The sequence below is a fragment of the Desulfococcus sp. genome (genome assembly GCF_050178255.1).
In the GTDB taxonomy this organism is placed as follows: Bacteria; Desulfobacterota; Desulfobacteria; order Desulfobacterales; family Desulfococcaceae; genus Desulfococcus; species Desulfococcus multivorans.
Window position 1 is genome coordinate 1 of the sequence record NZ_JBFXGG010000049.1, and the last position, 22,343, is coordinate 22,343.

The 22,343-nt window shown below is 53.0% G+C and carries 19 protein-coding genes; 7 read left to right on the forward strand and 12 right to left on the reverse strand.

Going from position 1 to position 22,343, the window contains the following annotated elements:
- Window positions 1–666 precede the first annotated feature (666 nt).
- Genes AB7S84_RS10470 through AB7S84_RS10480 form a run of 3 tightly spaced genes read left to right on the forward strand, consistent with a single transcriptional unit; the run spans window position 667 to window position 2,567 of the window.
- Entirely contained in the window at window positions 667–1,578 is a 912-nt protein-coding gene (locus tag AB7S84_RS10470) for a CoA transferase subunit A (RefSeq protein ID WP_428154343.1), read from the forward strand.
- Window positions 1,568–2,344: a CoA-transferase subunit beta gene (locus tag AB7S84_RS10475; RefSeq protein ID WP_020876819.1), complete on the forward strand. Its 777-nt coding sequence runs from the start codon at window positions 1,568–1,570 to the stop codon at window positions 2,342–2,344. Before AB7S84_RS10470 ends, AB7S84_RS10475 begins: the two co-directional genes overlap by 11 nt.
- A gap of 34 nt (window positions 2,345–2,378) precedes the next feature.
- Complete coding sequence (locus AB7S84_RS10480; RefSeq protein ID WP_020876818.1) at window positions 2,379–2,567, forward strand: DUF2080 family transposase-associated protein; 189 nt, start codon at window positions 2,379–2,381, stop codon at window positions 2,565–2,567.
- Between the two features lie 134 nt (window positions 2,568–2,701).
- Here the strand turns inward: AB7S84_RS10480 and AB7S84_RS10485 are convergent, their stop codons facing one another.
- From AB7S84_RS10485 to AB7S84_RS10540, 12 genes are all read right to left on the reverse strand, one after another.
- Window positions 2,702–3,136 (reverse strand): GNAT family N-acetyltransferase, encoded by a 435-nt coding sequence (locus AB7S84_RS10485; protein ID WP_020876817.1) that lies wholly within the window; start codon window positions 3,134–3,136, stop codon window positions 2,702–2,704.
- Window positions 3,137–3,170: 34 nt separating this feature from the next.
- A complete protein-coding gene (locus tag AB7S84_RS10490) occupies window positions 3,171–3,302 on the reverse strand; it encodes a DUF2080 family transposase-associated protein (protein WP_020876816.1) in 132 nt (43 codons plus the stop codon).
- Between the two features lie 295 nt (window positions 3,303–3,597).
- Window positions 3,598–5,346, reverse strand: coding sequence for an adenine deaminase C-terminal domain-containing protein (locus tag AB7S84_RS10495; RefSeq protein WP_428154346.1), 1,749 nt, complete (start codon window positions 5,344–5,346; stop codon window positions 3,598–3,600).
- A gap of 97 nt (window positions 5,347–5,443) precedes the next feature.
- Complete coding sequence (locus AB7S84_RS10500) at window positions 5,444–7,552, reverse strand: (Fe-S)-binding protein (RefSeq protein WP_428154348.1); 2,109 nt, start codon at window positions 7,550–7,552, stop codon at window positions 5,444–5,446.
- A 32-nt stretch (window positions 7,553–7,584) separates the two neighbouring features.
- Window positions 7,585–8,544 (reverse strand): electron transfer flavoprotein subunit alpha/FixB family protein, encoded by a 960-nt coding sequence (locus AB7S84_RS10505; protein WP_428154350.1) that lies wholly within the window; start codon window positions 8,542–8,544, stop codon window positions 7,585–7,587.
- Window positions 8,545–8,610: 66 nt separating this feature from the next.
- Window positions 8,611–9,393, reverse strand: a complete 783-nt coding sequence (locus AB7S84_RS10510) for an electron transfer flavoprotein subunit beta/FixA family protein (RefSeq protein ID WP_428154352.1) — start codon at window positions 9,391–9,393, stop codon at window positions 8,611–8,613.
- Between the two features lie 37 nt (window positions 9,394–9,430).
- Window positions 9,431–10,276: a hydrogenase iron-sulfur subunit gene (locus AB7S84_RS10515; RefSeq protein ID WP_428154354.1), complete on the reverse strand. Its 846-nt coding sequence runs from the start codon at window positions 10,274–10,276 to the stop codon at window positions 9,431–9,433.
- Between the two features lie 85 nt (window positions 10,277–10,361).
- The gene (locus tag AB7S84_RS10520; RefSeq protein WP_428154356.1) at window positions 10,362–13,448 is read right to left on the reverse strand and encodes an FAD-dependent oxidoreductase; all 3,087 of its coding nucleotides are present in this window, start codon (window positions 13,446–13,448) and stop codon (window positions 10,362–10,364) included.
- Between the two features lie 32 nt (window positions 13,449–13,480).
- A complete protein-coding gene (locus AB7S84_RS10525; RefSeq protein ID WP_428154358.1) occupies window positions 13,481–14,632 on the reverse strand; it encodes a (Fe-S)-binding protein in 1,152 nt (383 codons plus the stop codon).
- Window positions 14,633–14,667: 35 nt separating this feature from the next.
- Window positions 14,668–15,213, reverse strand: a complete 546-nt coding sequence (locus tag AB7S84_RS10530; RefSeq protein WP_428154360.1) for a (4Fe-4S)-binding protein — start codon at window positions 15,211–15,213, stop codon at window positions 14,668–14,670.
- A 25-nt stretch (window positions 15,214–15,238) separates the two neighbouring features.
- On the reverse strand, window positions 15,239–17,209 hold the full coding sequence (locus AB7S84_RS10535; protein ID WP_428154362.1) for an aldehyde ferredoxin oxidoreductase family protein: 1,971 nt from the start codon (window positions 17,207–17,209) through the stop codon (window positions 15,239–15,241).
- Window positions 17,210–17,540: 331 nt separating this feature from the next.
- Entirely contained in the window at window positions 17,541–17,993 is a 453-nt protein-coding gene (locus AB7S84_RS10540; protein WP_428154364.1) for a GNAT family N-acetyltransferase, read from the reverse strand.
- Between the two features lie 534 nt (window positions 17,994–18,527).
- On the opposite strand from AB7S84_RS10540, the gene AB7S84_RS10545 reads away from it, so the two are divergent.
- The 4 genes from AB7S84_RS10545 to AB7S84_RS10560 form a co-directional block, all read left to right on the forward strand.
- Window positions 18,528–19,523, forward strand: coding sequence for an HD domain-containing protein (locus AB7S84_RS10545; RefSeq protein WP_428154366.1), 996 nt, complete (start codon window positions 18,528–18,530; stop codon window positions 19,521–19,523).
- 88 nt (window positions 19,524–19,611) lie between these two features.
- On the forward strand, window positions 19,612–19,866 hold the full coding sequence (locus tag AB7S84_RS10550) for a cytoplasmic protein (protein ID WP_428154368.1): 255 nt from the start codon (window positions 19,612–19,614) through the stop codon (window positions 19,864–19,866).
- 131 nt (window positions 19,867–19,997) lie between these two features.
- Window positions 19,998–22,025 (forward strand): acyl CoA:acetate/3-ketoacid CoA transferase, encoded by a 2,028-nt coding sequence (locus tag AB7S84_RS10555; RefSeq protein ID WP_428154370.1) that lies wholly within the window; start codon window positions 19,998–20,000, stop codon window positions 22,023–22,025.
- A gap of 79 nt (window positions 22,026–22,104) precedes the next feature.
- A partial coding sequence (locus AB7S84_RS10560; protein WP_428154372.1) for a hypothetical protein occupies window positions 22,105–22,343 on the forward strand: 239 nt, incomplete at its 3' end.

A 22,343-nucleotide genomic window follows, 5' to 3' on the forward strand; every position in this document is an offset into this window, starting at 1 on the left:
CCTCTTCCACCGCGTAGTTGTCCCACTCGTTGACCGAGTAAACCAGATCATCCCGCTCGATGTCGGTACCCTTGCCGTTCACTTGAATCTCGTTCTCAGAGGTGTCGGGAACCCTCTTCACACATACTAAAATGTCCATATCCGTCCTCATCTCTTCTCCCAGGTTCATATCATTCCGGCTCCGTTTCAGAGATCCGGAAACCTTCTCCCGGCGGGTCAACCATGGCAGCGGCCTTCTATCGCCATACCCTGTCTTTGATATCAGCCGTCATGAAAATCAGCGGCAAATCATGCCATCCTGCGGGATGGAGCCCCAGGACAAGATGCCTTGACCGGCATGACACGTTGGTTGATCCAGGAAAAAAAGCTTGACTCAAACCACATTATAAATATATTGTAGTTGTATTATAGCTACATTGGATAAAAAATTTCCCTTCCCTTGTCAAGAAAAATGATTGCGGCGCCGGGGTTTCAAAAAAAAACAAGTGCGTCATGGCTGAAAACACTTTCGATTCGGGAAAAGATATGGAAAATTACACGACGTCTGCCGAGTCGCAACAGTTCCGGGTAACAGTCTTTATTGCTTTACGGCAGATGGTCTCGGGATCAGGTCCGGAATCAACACACTAAAACACACCGTTATTAAAGATCGTTGACGGAGAGATTATGCCTCAATCCAAACTGATGTCCTTATCGGAAGCCGTCCGTCGATTCATTCCCGACGGTTCCAGCGTGGCCATGGGCACCTGTCTCGAAGCGATGATTCCCTTTGCCGCCGCCCACGAGATGATTCGACAGCGCAAACGTCGCTTGACGCTGGTGGGACCGATTTCCGACATCTGTTTCGACCAGCTTATCGGCGCAGGCTGCGCGGCCAGAATCCGGGCCGCCTGGGTGGGAAACGTCATCACCGGCTCGGCATATAATTTTCGACGCGCAGTGGAAAACGGGACCCTCGAAGTAGAGGATCATTCCAACTTCACGATCCTGACGGCCCTCCGCGCCGGGGCGGCGGGCGTACCGTTCCTGCCGGTGCGCACGGCCCTGGGAAGCGATCTGTTCAAGACCAATTCCGGCCTGAAGGTCATCACATGCCCGTTTACCGGCGACACGTTGGCCGCCGTTGCCGCCATCACCCCGGATCTCACCATCGTCCACGTCCAACGCGCAGACCGTTATGGAAACGCCCATTTCTGGGGGAATTTCGGTATTACCCGGGAAGCCTGCCTGGCCAGCGACAGGGTCATTCTCACCACCGAAACCATCGTGGACACCCAGGTGATTACCAGCGATCCCAACCGTGTGCTTACGCCGGGATTCAGGGTCAGCGCCGTAGTCCATGTCCCCTGGGGCGCGTATCCTTCCCCGGTACCGGGTTTTTACAACCGGGACCACCAAGCATACCTCGACTATCGCAACGCCGGCAAATCCTCCGAAGATTTCGCTCATTGGTGCAGGTCATGGGTGGATGAGGTTTCCGATCGCGAGGCCTATCTGGAGCGCATCGGGAAAGATCGGTTGGCGCAACTTCAATTGAAACACCATGTTCTTTCGGAGCCTGCTGATTATGGATACTGAATCGCGTCGATACACCCTGCCCGAACTGATGGTGACCGCAGCCGCACGCGAGATCGCCGACGGTGAAGTCATCTTTGTCGGTATGCGGCTGCCGCTTCTGGGTTTCCTTCTGGCCAAGAGCACTCATGCCCCCAATGCGGTGGGGATCTACGAACTCGGTCTGGTGCGCGATACCGTAGCTCCCGAACCGATTTTGACCATGGGAGACCTGCCTAATTTTTACCGGGCCCAATGGTTGTCTGATATGGCCGATATGATGGGGTTGCTGCAGAAAGGCGAGGTCGACGTCAGCTTTATCGGCGGCGCCCAGGTGGATCGATTTGGAAATCTGAACACGACCTGGATCAGAAGCGGCCAGGCCCGCGAAACCCGCATGCCGGGAAGCGGCGGCGCTTGCGATCTGGCCGGCCTGGCCGGGCGGCACATCATCATCATGAATCACGAAAAGCGTCGCTTCGTGCCCCAGGTGGACTACATCACCTCTCCGGGTTACGGCGACGGACCCGGCTGGCGTCGTCGCATGGGTCTTCCCCGCGGCGGTCCTTCGGCGGTCATCACCACTCTGGGCATCCTTCGCTTTGATCCCGAAACCAAGGAGATGGTCCTGTCCGGCATTCATCCGGGAATCCGTGTCGAAACAGTACTGGAACACACGGGTTGGCCCCTTCGCGTGGCACCGGACCCTGTCGTGACGCCGGAGCCCACTGAAACGGAACTCGCCATGCTTCGTCGGTTCGATCCCAAGGGGTTTTGGACCGGAAGATGATATGCACCCTAAAAATTACAGGTGGACAAATACCGTGACAGACGATCCAAAGCATCGGATGGGTGAAAAACAGCCGGACCGAGGTGCGCCCCCGAAGGTCAAATTCGAGGTATACGGTGAAGAGATGATCGAAAAACAGGTAACCTCAAGCGGAAACAGCGGCCGCGTATATCTCCCGCCGGACTGGGTGGGCCGCCATGTCAAGATCATCCGCATCGATTGAGTTGATGATGCCCCCCAACCCACTCGTGTTCTGCATCATTGTTGAGCTCCGGATCCTGCCGAAACCTTCGGTCCAGACCTCTGACCAGGGAGCTGGAGATTACTTCCTGTCTATGAGAGATGCCGACGGTTCCACTAAAATCTTTTTTTCAGGTTGATGAACTTGCTGCGGTCAAAACCCTGGTTCTTGAAGAACGACAGCAGATCGGTGGAATCCCATCGCACGGATGTGTAGACTCTGCGGATGCCCATTTGCTCATAACGATTGAAGGTTTCTTCCGCCAGCTTGTTGCCGATGCCGTGCCCCATATATTCCGGTTGAACCCCCAGCGTGGCAATCCAGGCGCTTTTTTCCAGGCCGAAACCGAAATAGTGAATATAACTGATCATAAAGCCAATGACATGGCCGTTTAACTCCGCCACGACACAGATGTCGTTATCGGTTTTAGTGTGCTTTTCAATCAGGTCCTTAAAATCCGTATCCACGGGCTTCCGGACAATGGCTGCGTAAATATGGGCGATATCATCGGCATCGGCGGGTTCAAGTTCTCTGATCCGAATATTTTCCACGCAAAGAATCCTTTTGTTTCATTGATGAAAAGGGTTAGTCGATCCGGATGATTTTGACGCTGTGCCCCACCCAGTCCGGCGGCAGATATACGCGGCCGCTGTTTCCGCTGGATTTGACCACTTTTTCAATCATCTCCTCCCCATATATTTCGAATTTGACCTTCATAGGCGGTCCGAATCCCTGCGACGCTTCATTTACCTGCTTTTTTTGATCGTCTTTCACAATGCACGCCTGTCCAATTGTTAAATAGCTTGATTAGATTTTTTGAACTGATCCGAGCTGATTTTATTAACATCAGTCAAGAGAGAGGTCAAGCCGGTTCCGCGCATATTATCGCTGTTTTCAAACGTCATGCGCGGCATCGATGTCGGCCTCATTCAGTTATTGCGATTGGATTGGTGAAGAACGGGAAGCATCGGCGCCGCCAGACATGCCGTTCCGAAATCGGCGATCAGGATGTTCAGCAGGGAGAGACGACGAGCGTGCAAGGCCCATTTTTGAGATTGACCAATCCCTCTTCACAGATTCTCAAGAAGGGAATTGCAGCACTGGTCAGCGTACTCAGTGTCTGGATCGGGTCCCGAAATTTGACGCCCAATGCATGTGTGGATGTATTTACCGCATCGATACTTTCCGTGAGCCCCCCAATGGGCAGATGGGACATCAGCCCAAAAACCGGCAAGGCCAGTTCGGCGACGACACCGCCGTCCCGGCAAACCACAACCCCGCCCTTCAAGTCATGAAGTCGATTGATCGCCACGGCCATATCGCCGTCCGATGCCCCAACCGCCACGATTCCGGCGGTGTCCCATCCTGTGCTGCAGGCAACGGCGCCGGCGTTGATCCCGAAGCCCCGAATCATACCGACAAACCTTTGGCCTGCTCTATGGGTGCGGTTTACGGCCGCCACCTTGACGATATCCCGAGTCACGTCCGCCTTGATTTCTCCTTTGATCACGGGAAGCGTGACATGGCTCTCCCGGCTCACAAGATCGGTGACCATATCGATGACCCGCACGGTCGTCTGCTGGTCGCCATGGGATGCCGAAATTCGGAAATCCGCGGCGGTTAAGGGGTCGGGAAGATGAACGGTGTCCAAACTCTCGGGCTGATACCGATGCGCCCGCGGCGATACGATACATCGGCCGTCTCTGGCGATGATCCGACCCTTGCAGATAACGAGTTCCGGCCGAATGGTCCGGATATTCGGCAGGATCGCCATGTCGGCATATCGACCGGGAGCGATACCCCCAATCATGTGATCGAGATTGAAGTGGGTCGCCGGATTGAGGGTCGCCATCTGAACGGCCTCCATGAATGTAAAGCCGGCGTCAATGGCTTTTTGCACCACATATTCCATGTACCCCTTTTCCAGAAGCTCGTGGGGGCTGACGCCGTCGGTGACCAGAATGAGCCGTCGCAGGTCAGAGGCTGTTTTTCGCAGTGCGGAGATTTTTGTCAAATCCCTTCGAATGCTGCCTTCCCGAATCATGACGTAAAATCCCAGGCGCAGGCGATCCAGAGCCTCATCAGCCGCGATGGGTTCATGGCAGGAAGAGATGCCGGCGGCGGCATAGGCATTGAGGGCGGCGTCACGAGCTCCGGCCGAATGCCCTTCCAGGCGCTTTCCCGCGGACATCACTGCATCCAGAATCGGGAGCATCTGCTCAGGGTTCCTGAGCACCATCTGCCAGTAAGATTCCCCCAACCCGATGATATCGTTCCTGGAGATGAGACGATGCAGATCCGCCACGGCAATGGGGGGACAATTCGGGCTGATGGAAATCATCGGCGGAGCGGTTCCGAAAACATGGATGGGTTGATCCGCAAAAGAGTCCATGAAATCCACGATACCGGCATAGCCGCGAACCGCATACGGCTCGGTGGTTTCCGTCACGACGGCAGTCGTCCCTCCGGGGATAGCGCTCGCCAGAAAAGCACCGGCGCTGTGCATTACGGCCAAATGGGTGTGTCCGTCGATCAAGCCCGGGATCAGAGGCTTTCCGCCGGCATCGATGATGACGGTGTCCGGTCCGATCGCCGGGTCCGGATGCGGGCCGACATAGGCAATCCTGCGGTCCCATACGCACACGGCCTGATTTTCCAGCAATTCCCCGCTGTAGACATTGGCAAGCGTGGCGTGAACGACAGCCAGATGCGCCTTCTCCCTGCCTTGGGCAACCTCGATGAGGCGATGTGTCCGTTCCATACCCCCCTCTTGTTTCACGATATCCCTCTTTTCCAGATGACGGCGGTTCTTTTCAACGGTTTCCCGGCATAGGTTTTTTACCTGCCCGCTGATAAGGTCAAACCATACTTTTTTCCACAAGCTCCGCAATATCGAGCGTTTTGATCTCCTCTTCCTTTTCCAGTGTTTTCATGCCGTCTTCGATCATCGTCAAACAGAAGGGGCAGGCCACGGCCACCGTAGACACCCCCTGCCGGACGATCTCTTCGGAGCGCTCGACATTGATCCTTTTGCCGATGGTTTCCTCCATCCACATCCTGCCCCCGCCGGCGCCGCAGCAAAAACTTTCCCGCCCATACCGTTCGAGTTCACTGAACCCATAATTGGTAACGGCGCGCAGAATCGATCTGGGTTGATCGTAAACCGAATTATACCGTCCGAGGTAGCAGGGATCGTGGTAGGTCAAAGGCCCTTCCCATGATTTTTTGAGGGAGATCCTGCCGTCTTTCACGAGCTGTTCAATCAACTGGCTATGATGGATCACCTCGTAATTTCCCCCCATTTGAGGGTACTCATGTTTAAGGGTATTGAGACAATGGGGACAGGCAGCGATGATTTTTTTGACGTTATAGCGGTTCAGGGTTTCGATATTCTCCTGGGCCATCATCTGAAACAGCATCTCATTTCCGACTCGCCTGGCAAAGTCGCCGGTGCATTTTTCCTCAGTCCCCAGAATCGCAAAGGAAACCCCTGCCTTCTGCAGAATTTTGACAAGACTTTTGGACACCTTTCTGGACCGATCATCAAAGGAGCCGGCACATCCAACCCAAAGGAGGTAATCGACATCGGCATCCTCCGCCATGGTTTTGACGCCGAGGCCTTCCGCCCAGTCGGCTCGCTTGTCGTATCCGATGCCCCAGGGGTTGCCGTTTCGCTCAAGCCCTTTCAGGGACACGTTCAGCTCTGGAGGATAGGTCTCCGACATCAATGTCTGTCCCTGACGCATGGCGATGATGCGCGGCACATGTTCGATGGCCACCGGACACACCTCCTCGCAGGCACGGCAGGTGGTGCAGGCCCAGAGGGTGTCCTGGGCGATCACATCGCCGACAAGCTGTTTTTCACTGTTGAGAGCGGCAATCTGCTCCTTGATTTTTTCAACCTGATCGACATCTTCGTTCTGCCGGATTCTGTCTGACAAGCCGGCTCTTTTAATTATGTTATCCGTATTTTCATAGAGCTCATGCTTCAGGGCGTCGTTGAAATCGTGCAAATTGAGCGGCTTGTCGGTGGTATAGGTAGGACAAACCTCCCTGCAGCGGCCGCACTCGGTACAGGTGTAGAGATCCAGGCCCTGTTTCCAGTTAAGCTGATGAATGTGGTTAACCCCCAGGGATTCGTTCTCCCAGGCGGCTTCGTCTTCCAGATCGAGCAATTTGGGCTTTTCATGGGGATAGCCCAGGCTTTTCAAAAAGACGTTGGGGAGGGCGGTAATGACATGGAAATGCTTGCCGATAGGAAGAATATTCAGAAAAGTCAGCTGGGTGCAGATGTGAAGCCAGAACATGGCCACCAGGAGGATCCCGGTGGCCTCAGCGCTCAACCCGGATACCAGGCTTCCCGCACCCACGGATATGGGCGTCCACAAAAATTCGACGCCGTATCGGGGGTTGTTGAAGTAATGGAGCGCATCCGGGTTGCCGTGCAGCTGTACCAGATTGTAACGCGCACCGTCGTACAACAGGTCGGAAACCATCAAGATGCCGATCAGGCCCAGCACCAGATAGGCCTCAAAGGTATTGTGCAATCGTTTTGGCTTGAGGACGGCGCGGCGAAACACGGCATAGAGAATCATCAGTAAAACAATCCCCTCCATGATATCCTTCAAGCCGATGTACAGATATCCGAGCAGATAATCCTCACCCAGAAACGGCAGTTGAAATCCTTCCTGAAAGCCCTCTCCATACAAGGTGATGCTGCGAATCAACAACACGCAGAATCCCCAGAAGATCAGCGCGTGCATGATACCCGACGCTCTTTCTTTAGACCTTCCCACCAGGCGCTTCTGACCGATGGCCAGCATCACCATTTCTTTCAGGCGTTCCTTCAGATGGTTGGTTCTGTCGGCGGGTCCGAGAGCCTTCAAGAGTTGAATTTTTCGAACTATCGTGCGACCGAAAACCGCCAGGGCGACAATGATCAAAACAGACATCAAGAGGGGATTCATGTGAGCCTCGTCAATAAATGTTATTCCTTGAGCTAACTTCTGACTTTTTTGATTTCTTCACGAAGAATCGGCACCACTTCGAACAGGTCACCGACGATGCCGTAATCCGCTACGTTGAATATGGGGGCTTCGGGGTCTTTATTGACGGCCAGAATCACCTTTGAACCGGTCATCCCGGCAAGATGCTGAATGGCGCCGGAAATACCCACGGCGATGTAGAGCGACGGCGCGACGATTTTGCCGGTCTGTCCGACCTGCTTGTTGTGTGCCAGAAATCCGCCGTCAACCATGGCACGGGAAGCGCCAAACCCGGCATTCAGATCGTTGGCCAGCTCCTTCACGAGATCGACGCCGGCCTGGTTTTTGGCGCCGCGGCCCACCGAAACGACAACGTCGGCATCCGTCAGATCGATGTCGCCGCTGGCATCGGATACCAGCTCTTTAATGACGGCCCTTAAATCCGGGGCGGGCGGGGTGAGTTTGACGACGTTTTCAGTCCCGCCGATGCCTTCCGTCGCTTCGAAAGCGCCGGCCCTGACCACGGCCGCCAGCCGGGGGGTATTGACCTTTACGCGCTGCATCACTTTATTGGTAATGGCCGGTCTGACGATCTCGATGCCCCCCCCCTCGAGCGTCACGTCGGTGATTTCACTGGCACATGCCGCGTCCAGTTGTGCGGCAACCCTTGGCGCTACGGCCTTGCCGCCTTCTGAAAATCCGAACCATACCAGGTCCGCACCCGATTGCTTCGCCGCATCGACGACACAGGATGCAAAAGGTCCGGCCGAAAACAACGCCAGTCCCGGGTCGTCGGCGATATACTGTGTATCGGAGCCCGCCTCGACCAAAGTGGGAACCAACGATTCGATATTGCTGCCGATGGCAACCACCGCAGCCTCGGCGCCCATAGCCTTGGCCTTGGATAACAATTCGGCGGTGCTGCTCTTGAGAACGCCTTCTTTGATGTCTGCAACTACGAGGACTTTAGCCATAATATTATTCCCTTATATCCGTTCGATGGGTGTTCAATATATTTTCGATGACAATCGTCGATATCGTCAGAGCACCTTGGCTTCATCGGCCAGAAGCTGAACAACCTTTGCGGTGATCTCGGCGGCGTCCCCTTCAAATTTCTGTCCGGCCTTGCGGGTTTTGGACGCCATGAATTCAATCACCTCCGATTTTGGCGCAGCAGCGCCGATCTCATCCGGAGAAGTCCCCAGCGCCGCCAGATCCATTTTGTTGATGGGCTTCTTCTTGGCCATCATGATGCCCCGCATCTGCGGCAGTCTGGGTTCATTGATGCTGACATCGACGGTGATCACGGCGGGCAGCGTCAGTTCGACGATTTCGGTTCCGGCATCCCCGGCCCGGGAGACCTTGAGATGCTGGTCATCCATGACCTCGACGCCAATCACGTTGCTGACGCACGGCAACCCCAGATATTCCGCCAGAATGATACCGGTCTGACCGGCGTCGGTATCCTGAGCCTGCTTTCCGGTGATTACCAGATCATAGTTTCCTTTTTCATAAACCTTTTGGAGCACCCTGGCATAGATCGATGCATCGGCCTTTTCCAATGACGGATCATCGATATGGATGCCGTTTTCAATGCCCATGGCATAGCATTTGCGGATCATATCGGTGTTGTCTCCACCGCCCACGCTCACCAGGGTCGTTTCCGCGCCGTTGTTTTCCTTCAATCGGACGGCGGTTTCCACCGCATTTTCATCCCAGGCGTTGATGACATATTGCAGCCCGTCCTCAACAATGGCGCCGTCCTTGACGTGGATGGTCAATTCCACGTCCACCACCTTTTTCACTGTCGTCAAAATTTTCAATGGATCCTCCTGTTTGTTTGGGTTCCGTTCGCCCCTTTCATGCGGTTGACGCCTCTTTGCCTTTTCTGACGATGATGCGTTCTTCCTCAGGAATCGGCGGCGGGACAGGCTCACCGGAGATCTTCCTCACCGCGCTGAATTTGGGAGGACAAACCGCCAGGCAGGTGCCGCATTTGATGCACTTATCCTGATCGATGACATGAATCCTGTTCTTGCCGCCGTCAATGGCATCCACAGGGCATCTCTTGAAGCACATCCCGCAAGCCTTGCACGCAGCCGGATCGATGTAGTAGGAGACGACTTCATTAATCAACTGTTCTACCTCATCGATCGTGAAGAATGTCTCATAGTCCTCTTTTTTTGAAAGATGTGTCCCCAACTTCTCGTTTTTTTCCAGCTTGATGTAGGGAACCAATTTTCGGATTTCCGCAAGCTTGGACGCCAACAATTCCTTGTCGATGCCCTCGGCCTTGCCGATCGGCCCTATCGTCTTGACCTTCGTCGTAAAGTCATCGATGATTTCGCTCAACAGGATGCCGTCGCCGGAAGACATGAATTCGATTCGCAGCCGTTCCGGATTCAGTCCGATGTATTCCATGATTTTCCGGCACAAAAGCACCATGTTCAATGCATGATAATTGCCGTGGGTGATATAGTTACACTCATTCAAACGGCAGCCGCCGATAAACACGCCGTCAACGCCGTTCGAGAATGCTCTGAGGACAAAGTCCAGGTCGACTCTCCCGGAGCACATAACCCGAATCAGTCTGATTTCACTTGGATACCGTAGTCTGGAAACTCCAGCCATGTCAGCGGCACCGTACGCTCACCAGTGACATACAAAACCGAGGATGCTGGGTTTGAATTGAAGTTCTTTACTCATTCGTCCTCTCCTCCTTTGGGTAAATGCCGCTTCTCTTGATTTTCACGTCGCTACGCATCTGCAGCCACCTCAATGTATGAAAAGTCTATTTCTCTGAAACCAGGGCATCAATCTGGCACTCGATTTCCGTATCGGTAAAGTGCTGAAGTACAATGGCGCCCGTGGGGCATTTGACGTTGCAAAGGCCGTCTCCCTTGCAGAGCACCGGATTGACGACCGCTTTCCTGTCCCGTTTGGTCTCCCGAAATTCTATGGCACCATAGGTGCAGGCGGCGATGCAGGCCCCGCATCCCATACAGCGTTTTTCGTTCACCTTGGCTACGGCGCCGGAGGCCGTCACCGTATCGTGCGAAAGCAGCGTCAGGACCCGGCCCGCCGCCCCATAAGCCTGGTTGATGGTTTCGGGGATATATTTGGGATAATGCGCCATACCGCAGAGATAAACACCATCCGCAGCAAACTCGACAGGCTTCAATTTGGCGTGCGCCTCTTTGAAGAAACCGTCCGGGCTCAGCGTCACCTTGAACAATCCGGCAATCGCCTGGGTTGATGCGGCGGGGACAATCGCTGCCGCCAGCGAAACGTAATCAGCGTCGATAGCCAGTTTATGCCCCAGAATGTAATCGGTTGCAGTCACCCTCAACACAGGGCGGCCTTCCTCGACAACCGCCTCCAATTGCGGCTTGTCATCCGGTTCAAATCGAATGAATTTTACATCTTTTGCCGACGCCTCCCGGTAAAAATCCTCTCTGAGCCCATAAGTTCTCATATCCCGAAAGAGGATGTGGATATCCATATCCGGATTGATCTCTTTCAGTTTCAAGGCATGCTTGACAGACTGACCGCAACAGATCCGAGAGCAATAGTTCCGGTCTTCATTCCGGCAACCGACACATTGAATCATGACGAGGCTTCCGGCGTTGACCAGTTTTTCTTCCTTCTTGGCGATCCGATCCTCCAATTCCAGATGGGTCAAAACCCGCTCATCTTCCCCGTAGAGGAATTCAGTGGGTTGATAGGGATCCGCGCCGATAGCGATGACGGCCGCGCCATGCTTTATGGTTTTAACCCGTCCTTCCGTTTCCACCGTCGTAACAAAATTGCCGATATACCCGGAAACGTCGGTGATGACGGCTTCATGGGATACGTGGATCAAGGGATTCTGATACACCGCCCGGATCAAATCCTTCAAATAGCCTTGAACATCCAGACCTTCCAGGGTGTAGTAAATCCTTCGCGCCATCCCTCCCAGATCCTTTTCCTTCTCGATGAGATGGACTTCATGCCCCTGAGCGGCAATGGAAAGCGCGCTGGTCATACCGGCGATGCCGCCGCCGACCACCAACGCCGTTTTGTTGACGCTCAAATCGAATTCCTGCAAGGGTTCCAGATGCCGGGCCCGGGCGACCGACATTCGGATAATATCCTTCGCTTTCTGAGTAGCGGCTTCCTTTTCTTTTGAATGGACCCAGGAGTTATGCTCCCGGATATTGGCCATTTCACAATAATATTGATTGATGCCGGCCTCCCGGAGCGTGTCCCGAAACAACGGTTCAAGGGTCCTGGGTGAACAGGCCGCAATCACGACGCGGTTGAGCCCTTTTTCTTTTGCCATGTCCGTTATTTCCCTGGCGGAATTGGTCGCACATGAAAACAGCTGCTCCTGGGCGTAAACCACGTCGGGCAACGTCAATACGTAATCCACCGTAGAGGGAACGTTGACCACGCTGCCGATATTGGCCCCGCAATGGCAGACGAATACGCCGATTCTCGGCTCCTCCTTGGAAACATCCTTTTCCGGAGGATAGATACGGTCGCGGGTCAGTTTTCCACGTCGATAGTTCAGAAGCTCTCCGCATTGGGCGCCGGCCCCGCTGGCACTGAAAACAGATTCCGGGATATCGGTCGGTCCCTGGAAGGCGCCGCTGACAAAGATTCCCGGTCGGGAGGTCGCCATGGGGTTGGAAGAGATCGCTTTGCAGAATCCGTGGGAATTGAGTTCGATATCGAACGTACCCGACAGCCCGGCGATACCGGAAGGCGGGTTCAGCCCAACGGACAACACCACCATATCGAATTCTTCCTCTTTGACGCCTTCAGCGGGCGTCGCGTATCGAACGACAACATTTTTGGTTTCCGGTATTTCCCTGACGATCGATGCGTAGCTCCTGATAAACCGGGTCCCGGGAAGCTGTTCCGTTCTTTGGAAGTACCGTTCAAAGTCCTTGCCGTGAGAGCGAATATCGTTGTGAAATATGGTGCATTCCGCCGCCGCATCATGATCTTTGGTCAGAATCACCTGCTTTTGCGTATAAGTACAGCACACGCCGGAACAGTAACTGTTTTCGCCCGGCGTTACCCGTCTTGATCCAACACATTGGATCCAGGCAATCTTGTGGGGATGCTTCCCGTCTGACGCACGCAGAATTTCTCCTCCGTGAGGCCCGGTGGCACACATCAGCCTTTCATAATCCATACTGGTGACAACGTTCTGCATCTTCCCGTAGCCGTATTCGGCCTTTACCTTGGGATCGAACGGCTCGAGTCCAAGGGCGAGAATGACGGCGCCGACATTGACCTCCACCTTTTCAGGCGCTTGCTTGAAATCGATGGCATTCGCCTGGCAGACGTTCTGACAGATCAGACATTTTTTCTCCTTCAGGTAGAGGCAGCTGTCATCGATGTAAGCGACAAGCGGAACCGCTTGCGAATAATAGATATGAACGGCTTTATTCTGTGATATGTTTTGATTGAACGGATCCGGGTATTGCACCGGACAATAGGTTACACAAGTGGTACACCCCGTGCATTTGTCCTCGATAATGTATCTCGGCTTTTTCGTCAGCGTTACTTTGAAATCTCCTGCCTCTCCCTCCACACTGTTGACTTCAGTGTAGGTGAGAACCTCTACATTCGGATGCCGGTCGACCTCGACCAGTTTAGGCGAGAGAATTCACATGGAGCAGTCGTTTGTGGGAAAAGTCTTATCCAGTTGAGCCATATGGCCACCGATACTCGGCGATTTTTCAACCAGATAAACCTTGAAGCCCGCGGCAGCCAAATCAAGGGAAGCCTGGACACCGCTGATGCCGCCGCCAACAACCATCACGTCTCCAAAATTCATATTTCCACCGCTGTTGAAAAAGGTTCCTTCAACTCGTTGGTTTTCCATTTCTCTCGGTCCTTTTTGGATTTTTTGAGTTCTTAAAGTGCTTCCTGGATGATTTCGGTGATGTCCTTGATCTCCAGGACGTCGTCGTATTCCAGGTTCAACCGGCTTTCCTCGAAGTTGGTGATGCAGTAAGGGCATGACGTCGCCAACACATCCGCGCCAACCTCCCTGGCCTGTTTCAATCGGATATCGGAAAATCTTTCGTTTTGGGGCGTGTCCATCCAGATTCTTCCACCGCCTCCGCCGCAGCAAAGGCTGTCTTCACGGGACTCCGTCATCTCGATCAATTCCAGGCCCGGTATCTGTTTCAATATTTCCCGGGGTTCTTCATAGATATTGTTATGTCGTCCCATGTAGCACGGGTCATGATAGGTCACTTTCCGATTGCATGCTTTGGTGACCGTCAATCGCCCTTCCTTCATCAGCTCGAATATAAATTGAGAGATATGAATCACTTCAAAATTGACCATAAACTCGGGATATTCATTTTTAAAGGTGTGGTAGCAGTGGGGCGAAGAGACCAGCACCTTCCTGACGCCGTTGTCGATAAACGACTTGATGTTTTCCTTGGCCAGACGTCTGAACAGTTCCTCGCTTCCCGTCTTTCGGATGCTCTCACCGCAGCAGTTTTCCTCCGAACCCAGTATGCCGAAATCGACCCCTGCTTTATGGAGGATGTCGGCAGTGGCCACGGCCACTTTTTTCATTCTGGGATCATAGCTGAGGTAACAGCCGACGAAGTATAAAATCTCCATTCCTTCGGCATAGGGCTTTACATTCAGATCTTTCGCCCAGTCAGCCCGCTTTTTCCGGTCTCCCTGCAAGGGGTTGCCTTCGGAAATAATACTGGCCCTCGCCGTCCTTGCAGAACGGACGGACGGCGGGAACACCTCATAATTCGTCGCAACTCTGCGGAGAGAAATTCCCACCTCGATCTGTTTGACGCCCCGTGGGCAACGCTGAGGGCATCTTCCGCAAGTCGTGCACCGCCAAATATCTTCGCCTTCGATTTCATTCAGACCGAACGTGGCCTGCCGGATGATCTTGCGAATGCTGAAATCCCTGACTCTGTTCCATGGGCAGACCGTATCGCACAGTCCGCACTGAAAACAGTATTTGAAGGCGTCTCCACCAGCCTCTCTGATCTCTTCGATCACTTCCTTGAAGGGGGCGACTGTTTCCACTGTCTTTATTTAACCTCTTCTTTCACCTTGATGGTTCAGTCTTTTTTTGACATTCGGGCAACGATGTCTTTAATTTTCCCCAATCCGTAACGGTCGGCCAATGCCTCCAGACCGATCTCCAGTTCAGCCAATTCATCTTTCACCTCGGCTTCTTCGATTTCCTCTTCTCTTTCTTCGAGAACCAGAGCATCCACCAGGCACCATTTGACACACAGCGGCTCATCTTCCCCTTCACACATATCGCATTTCAGTGGAAGGCCCGAGTCGGGCTCCTTGAACTCCTCCCTTGACGGACAGGAGGCCCTGCAGAAGGCGCACTCATCGTACTCCTTCCCGTCAATGGTGTACTTGTCCCTCCCCGCGCATTCGGCGACCGCATAATCACCCGCGTAAACCGGGATAAAAATATCGGACAGGGGATCACGGACCACCCGGATGCGGGACCTCGCCGGATTATTGCTGCTGTATTTCGGTATGGCATGAAATGCAGAGCAGATCAGCTCGCACGCCCTGCATCCATTGCATTTATCCGCATTGATCTTTATGGTTCTGACGATTTTCTTTTGTTTTTCAGCTTTCAAGGTTCACGCCCTCCCCTCGTGTGTTCTATTGTTCCCTCAGAGCCGTTTTGGAAGACGCATTCTCATCCTCGGTCAGAATGCCGCGTCCGATAAAATCTTCAGCGACATAATCCAGATCCAGATCTCTCAGAGTCGTCGCCTTCGGAATCGCGTCATTGTTCCACCCCTTGAACTCGTAATAAGCGTCCAGAAGCTTCTGTTCGAGTTCAGGGAACCTTTTCTTCCAATGGTTCTCCGGCGGCCGATCATCTTTTCGTCTCAGGCCTCTTCTGATGTTGATCGCCCTGACCAATGTTCGGTATCTCTTGGCGGCTTTGGAAAGTTTGTCCTCATCCATTTCGATTCCGGTACCGGACGCGATAAATTTGGGATAATTGTGGATATGATACGGCGGTTTCAGTGGAAACGACGACAAGCCGGCGCACATGCCGAGTCCGTCGTCGATGTAGTGCATCCGTTCCTGCCAGTCGACGATGTCACAGCACATCTCGACGGTCGGATAATACGGAATCGAGTTCTCGCCGCGAAGTTCCCAGTCCAGAAAGTATTGCTTGAATCTTTCATCCGGCACCTGGATCCAATCCTTTACAAACTCTTCCCGTTGCTCTCGCTTCGGAAACGGCGCCTGGGGAAACTGCCCTTCGATCTGGGTGATGTTCATCTTTTCACCCGTCGCGTACATGAGAAAATAGATGGGATTGAGCATGGACAGCTTGAGAGGCAACTGCTCGTGTTTTTTGATATTGTTGTGGGCATAGGCATCTGCGCCCTTGCCGATCCGTTGTGCCGCCCAATAGGTACCGTCGGCCAGAATGTCGCCGATGCCTTCCCGCCGGACGATCCTGTCCAGCAGCCAGTAAAATCGATCCTCATTGCCGGCCGGCAGACCCGGCATATCGTCGTCCGTCAGAATACCGTTTTCATAGAGTTCAAGAGCAAAGGCCATGACCTGGGGCGTCGAGAACCCGTCCACACCATATTCCGTGGCACGCTGAGCAATTCTGAGGCCAAAATCGAGATCCGAAAAGGCCGCCATGGTGTAGGTGAGTTTCGAAAAGCATTTCATCATGTAGCTGGACTGACCCGGCATGGAGATCGTCGCGCCGCAGGTCATGGGACAATTGTAGCAGCTGATCAGCCGCACCCGCGCCTTGTGCATGGTTTCGGTCCACTGATTCGCGATCTCTTCTGTCCAGAAATCCTTTCTACGAACACGGGAATTGCCCCACATGAAATTTTCGGTGTGCCATTTCTCGTCATGAACCGCCATCTCCTGCGGCGACCCCAGTCCGGCCAGAATGGGCATGACCCCGGGTATTGGATTTTCGTTTCTGAATTTGATATATTCAAGAACTTCATTGCAGAGTTCCATGAATTCAGCCGGCTTCGCCAGATGGATATCCCTGGTTCCCCGAACGGCTATGGCCTTGACGCCCTTGTCGCCCATGACGGCGCCGATGCCGCCTCGACTGGCACTGGACCTGCCCTGTTCGATGGACGCGAAGAAGACCCGGTTCTCTCCAGCCATACCAATGGACGCCACTTGGGCCTTCGGCTGGTTCAATTCCTTTTTGATCAGAGCCTCGGTTTCAACGGCCCCCTTACCTCGCAAATGAGAGGCATCGCGAATTTCCACCTTGTCATTGTGGATCCACAAATACACGAGGTCGGGAGATTTCCCCCGAAGAATCACCTTATCGTAACCGGCGTACTTCAGTTCCGGCGCCCAAAACCCCCCCATCATGGAAAATGCCATCAGTTTTGTCTGGGGAGAAATGGTGGAAACAATGGTGCGCGTAGAGCCGGTAGCGGGTGTGCCGCATAAAAGGCCGGCACTGAATATCAGAAGGTTATCGGGTGAAAAGGGGTCTACTTCAGGGGGAACCCGATCCCACAGGATCTTGGCGTTCGTACCCAAGCCCCCCAGATAGAGCTCGGTGTCTCTTGGGTCGGTTTCAACCCGCTCAATGCTTCCCCGGGTTAGATCGATTTCCAAATTAAACCCAGTTTCTGCGTACCTCATCTTTTGTCCCTTTCTATTTTCTCCAAATCAGCGGCGCCATTGTTTTTTTGAATTCTGCATAGAATCCTCTCCCCAAGCCGGAATGGGTGCTTCCGTGTCGAGGTTGAGGATAACTGGATACTATATGACTTCTTTGTAGCTATATTGTATCTTCATGTCAAGAAAAAAACCCGCTTTTTGCATATCCGGGGGAAAAATTTTTTATTTCTTGCCCGGAAAACGAGTGCATCTGCGGATTCGATGTCGACAAGATCCACCCAACCGCTCTTTCAAGATTCCAAATCCTGCAAAAAAGCACATCAGCTTATATGTCCAACTCAAGGTTGATCATGTCGCCCCTTTGGAACCCCAACCGGTTGAAAAATTTCAGCATCAGCCAGTCTCGTCGCGTCACAAACGTAATGACGGTATCAATACCCATCGCTTTAAGATATTTGGTCATTTCATTGAACAGGATTTTGGCGATGCCCTTTCTCTGATAGTCGGGATCGACGCCGATGGTGTCGATCCATCCGATATTCTCTGGAACCCCATATTCCCAACGACTTGCGCCTCCGATGATAAATCCGACCACCTTCCCGTCCAACTCGGCGACAAGAGCGGAAATCTGCGGGCGCTTTTCGACCAACTCAATCTTCATTTTCCAATAATCGGGTCGCTCCTTGCCCAGCACCTTGATGTCGATATCAATGATGCGATCCAAATCCGAGGTAGCCATTCTGCGGATAACCGGTGAAACGGAAGATCCTTCACTCATGCCACCCTCCTTTATGTCTATATTTTTAATCGGTTAAACGGTATGACACACCCCATGACACGATCACGGCGCCAGATGACAATGTCGCACGTTCAAAAACTGTTCGCACCGTCACGGACAACAGGTATCCACTCGAATTGGTCCACCCCGGCTGCGTCACCTGCCGTGTTTGAATCGTGTCGGATAGGACTGCCACGAATATCCCTTTAATAAGGTAAAGTTATAAATTAGCTACATCATAGTTACAAATATTATCCATTGTCAATACGAAAAATTGGAAAAATTTTGCTTGACTCTTTTTACAATGTAGCTACTATATGATTTTTTGTTAGCTACAATATCCCTTTTTGCGTTGACACATCATCGGCAACCAAGGTCGTCGAATGCAATAAAATCGTTTTTTTTGACGAAAAGCGTGATCGCGAGACATGAAAATGTTGGATGGGCTTCCGGCGATCCCTTTACCTCCCTGAGGATGCTGAGGAACGACATATTATCATGCATATTCATTCGAAAACGAACGAGATCGAGAATGTGATAACGAACGCTGATCCAAAGAATTGTCGTCTCTCGATTGACGACATCAATACGATGCCGTTTTCGCGACACCGTTCCAAAGTGATGCGACACAACGAATCCGGCCTGGACAGGTCCGGTCCAAATGAGATCGGAACGGTCGCACCCGACGTCCTGCATGAAATCCGTGAGACCCTGATTCAACAGGAGACTGCATATCAGCGCAATTCCGCCGAAGAGACATTTTCCAGCGTTTGGACCCACAGCTGCAGAGTCGGCAGGGTTGCCCGCCATATCGCAAAAGCGGAAGGATGGGATGAGACGCCGGCTCTGCTCGCGGGTTTGCTGCACGACACCGGGAAATTCGCGTTTGGAACCTATCACGACGACGATATCCCGGAAGAGGAGAATGCCGTCCGCTTCACGAAACGTCTCCTTTCCGGAACCGTCTACGAGCACTGGATCCCGATGATCAGCGAGGCGATCCTGTCCACCTACCTCGAAGGAGAACCGACCAACGACATCGGCCGGGCAGTGTATGATGCGGATCGTCTCGACAAGATGGGTTACATGGGGGTGGTCCAGTTTTTTACGAAACAGGCGCTGCGACGGCGGTTTCTAGACAATGATATGATGGTCAGGACCAGTATCGAGCTGACCTATGCCCATCATGCACCGGATACGATGACGACGACCACCGGCAGATCCCTGGCGCAGGAGCGGCGCATCCGAACACACCGGTTTTATACGGAGTTGCTGGAAGAATGGGTCCAGCTCGAACTCGGCGACTTCTCCGTCATCGAAGAGAATATTTGCGGAATCGTCTGCATTCTTGTAGTCCCAACCGCCTGTTCCTGCGGTGCGCCGCTGAAGATCGCATCCGACATCCGTGATTCTGTGAAATGCCGATCCGTATTCGTGAGATACCAATGTTCGTCCTGCGGCATTGAAAACACGTATTCCTTTTGTCTCCCGCACGTGAATGGTTTTCCTCAAAAACGATTCAGACAATAAGTGATGAGCACCGTTCCAACAATCGCCGGCCGCCTTCTTTTATTCGCCGATACGTTTCCCAATCCAAATCCACAAATGAGGCCCGTTTATGGCAAAACATTCCCATCGCTTCGTTGAAACATTCGATGGCTTTTCGGGGTACGGCCTGGACCGGACAACCGATGAAAACACTTTACAACTCTACCTTCAGAAATTTTCGGATGACCGGTTGATGGAGACGATCCTTAAACGGATGACGGATGAGGATATAGCAGAGATGTTCGATATTATCTCGAAAATGCTGAAAAAACATCTATCCGAGCATGAGTATCATCAATTGTTCCTCAAAGAGGAAGCAACTTAATTGCCATAAAATTTTTATCGCCATTACGAAATGTTATGCGACAACCTGTTAGATGGAAAACGTCGATGCAACAGGACATGCTGCAGGTCGAAACGCAACAAACTCTGACTAAAAGAAAAAGGAATTGAGCCATGACCGAGGATATCAGCCCGTTAATCGGCAAAAAGCATTTAAGAGAGATCAAACATCCATTTATTGACCCGATATCAGCCATGAATATCAAGAAGGGGAAAATTGTCACAGCTGAAGAAGCTATCGAGCTGATCCGCGACAACGATACGATTGTAACGGCGGGATTTATCGGGAGCGGATTTGCAGAGGAACTTGCCATCACACTCAAAGAGCGATTCCTTAGAACCGGCAGGCCAACAAATCTGACCCTGACTTATCCGGCGGGCCAGGGGGACGGTAAAACCAAAGGGCTGAACCATCTTGCCCTGGAAGGTCTGGTGGGGAGAATCATCTGTGGACACACAGGACTTACCCCGGGCCTGGGAAAACTGGTCAACGACAACAAAATTCTCGCCTACAACGTCCCCATGGGAGCGGTGACACAACTCTACAGAGACATCGCCGCCGGCAAACCCGGAAACCTGACCCATGTCGGCCTCGGCACCTTCATCGACCCGAGAGTCGACGGCGGAAAGCTCAACGAGTTGACGAAAACAGAGGGAGAAGACCTCATCATCTTGATAAACGTCGAAGGAAAGGACTACCTCTTCTATAAGTCGTTCCCCATCCATGTGGCCCTCCTGAGGGGCACGACGGCAGATTCCGACGGCAATATCACCATGGAAAAAGAATCCATGGTCCTCGATGCGCTCGCCATGGCACAGGCTGCGAGGAACTCCGGCGGGGTCGTCATCGTTCAGGTCGAAAGACTCGCCGATCGCGGGACTCTCAATGCCCGTGAAGTGGTCATACCCGGGATCATGGTCGACTGCGTGGTGGTGGCCAAGCCTGAAAACCACTGGCAAACCTTTGGTGAGCCCTACAGTGCGGCTTTCAGCTGTGAACACCGGGTGCCCATGCAGGCAATCCCTTTTATGGAGATGAGCACTCGAAAAATCGTCGTCCGGCGTGCCGCCTTCGAACTGAAGCCCAACAGCATCGTAAACCTCGGCATTGGCATGCCTGAAGGCGTCTCCCAGGTGGCCAATGAAGAACGCATCCTGGAATACGCCACCCTCACGGCGGAATCGGGTATTATCGGCGGACTCCCGATGGGCGGTCTGGATTTCGGCGCCGGCATCAACGTCGATGCACTCATTACGGAAAACTACATGTTCGACTTCTATGACGGCGGCGGGCTTGACATTGCATTCCTGGGCTTGGCCCAGGCGGACGCGGAAGGGAACGTGAACGTCAGCAAGTTCGGCCCCCGTTTCACCGGTCCCGGAGGATTTATCGACATCAGCCAGAACGCCAAAAAGGTTTGCTTTGTCGGCACGTTTACCGCGGGGGGGATCAAAACCTCCGTGAAAGACGGCAGACTGAGAATCGAGCAGGAAGGCCGTGAAAAGAAGTTCGTTCGAGAGGTGGAACAAAAAACCTTCAGCGGCAGATATGCGGCTGAAAACAAACAGCAAGTCCTTTATGTCACCGAGCGGTGTGTCTTCTCCTTGTGCGAGGAAGGGCTGGAACTCATTGAAATTGCTCCGGGCATAGATCTGGAAAGCCAGGTTCTGGCGCTCATGGATTTTAAGCCCGTCATGCGCAAGCCGCCAAGGCTCATGGACGAAAGAATATTCCGACTCCGCCGCATGGGGATCAAAGACGATCTTCTCAACATTCCCATGAAGGACCGGTTCACCTACAATGCCGCAGACAACATCTTCTTCATCAATCTCGAAAACTATTACATGAAAACCAGTGAAGAGGTTCAGGAGATGCAGGAAGTAGTGGGCAGCATACTGGAACCCATCGGGAAAAAGGTTCACACCATCGCCAACTACGACAATTTCAATGTTTCTCCCCACCTGGTTGACGAATATGTCGAAATGGTAAAATACGCGGCGAATTTCTACGAAAGCGTCACTCGATATACAACCAGCACCTTCCTGCGAATGAAGCTTGGCGATGAACTCGAGAAACGGGGCGTCGCTCCTCATATTTATGAGAGTAAGGAAGAAGCCAAAAGAGTTCTGGCCAGTGATTGAGTCATCATAACGCAACTTCCGGTGTTAAGGGGGCGGACGCCTTCAGGGAACGCCCCTGCATCGTTAGGAGAAAAAAAATATGGAAGTCATTGATTTTCACGTCCACCTGGCATCGGCAAGGCACTGGACCCCTTGGGTCACGGCATTCGTCCGGGAAAACAACCCAAACTACCTTGAGCGCTTTCCCAGCAGCCCTGCTCCGGAGGAAATGATTTCCCATTTCGCTTCACAGGGGGTAAGAAGGATGGTCGTTCTGGCCGAATATGCCCCGAGATGCACCGGCGTCGTCACCAATGAAGAGGTCGCTCGATTCTGCAG

What these genes read in the sequence shown, in the direction of transcription:
- AB7S84_RS10500 (WP_428154348.1), bottom strand. Translation starts at nt 7,552, where the DNA reads ATGAATCCCCTCTTGATGTCTGTTTTGATCATTGTCGCCCTGGCGGTT.
- AB7S84_RS10555 (WP_428154370.1), top strand. Translation starts at nt 19,998, where the DNA reads ATGACCGAGGATATCAGCCCGTTAATCGGCAAAAAGCATTTAAGAGAG.
- AB7S84_RS10490 (WP_020876816.1), bottom strand. Translation starts at nt 3,302, where the DNA reads ATGAAGGTCAAATTCGAAATATATGGGGAGGAGATGATTGAAAAAGTG.
- AB7S84_RS10550 (WP_428154368.1), top strand. Translation starts at nt 19,612, where the DNA reads ATGGCAAAACATTCCCATCGCTTCGTTGAAACATTCGATGGCTTTTCG.
- AB7S84_RS10540 (WP_428154364.1), bottom strand. Translation starts at nt 17,993, where the DNA reads ATGAGTGAAGGATCTTCCGTTTCACCGGTTATCCGCAGAATGGCTACC.
- AB7S84_RS10470 (WP_428154343.1), top strand. Translation starts at nt 667, where the DNA reads ATGCCTCAATCCAAACTGATGTCCTTATCGGAAGCCGTCCGTCGATTC.
- AB7S84_RS10505 (WP_428154350.1), bottom strand. Translation starts at nt 8,544, where the DNA reads ATGGCTAAAGTCCTCGTAGTTGCAGACATCAAAGAAGGCGTTCTCAAG.
- AB7S84_RS10475 (WP_020876819.1), top strand. Translation starts at nt 1,568, where the DNA reads ATGGATACTGAATCGCGTCGATACACCCTGCCCGAACTGATGGTGACC.
- AB7S84_RS10495 (WP_428154346.1), bottom strand. Translation starts at nt 5,346, where the DNA reads ATGGAACGGACACATCGCCTCATCGAGGTTGCCCAAGGCAGGGAGAAG.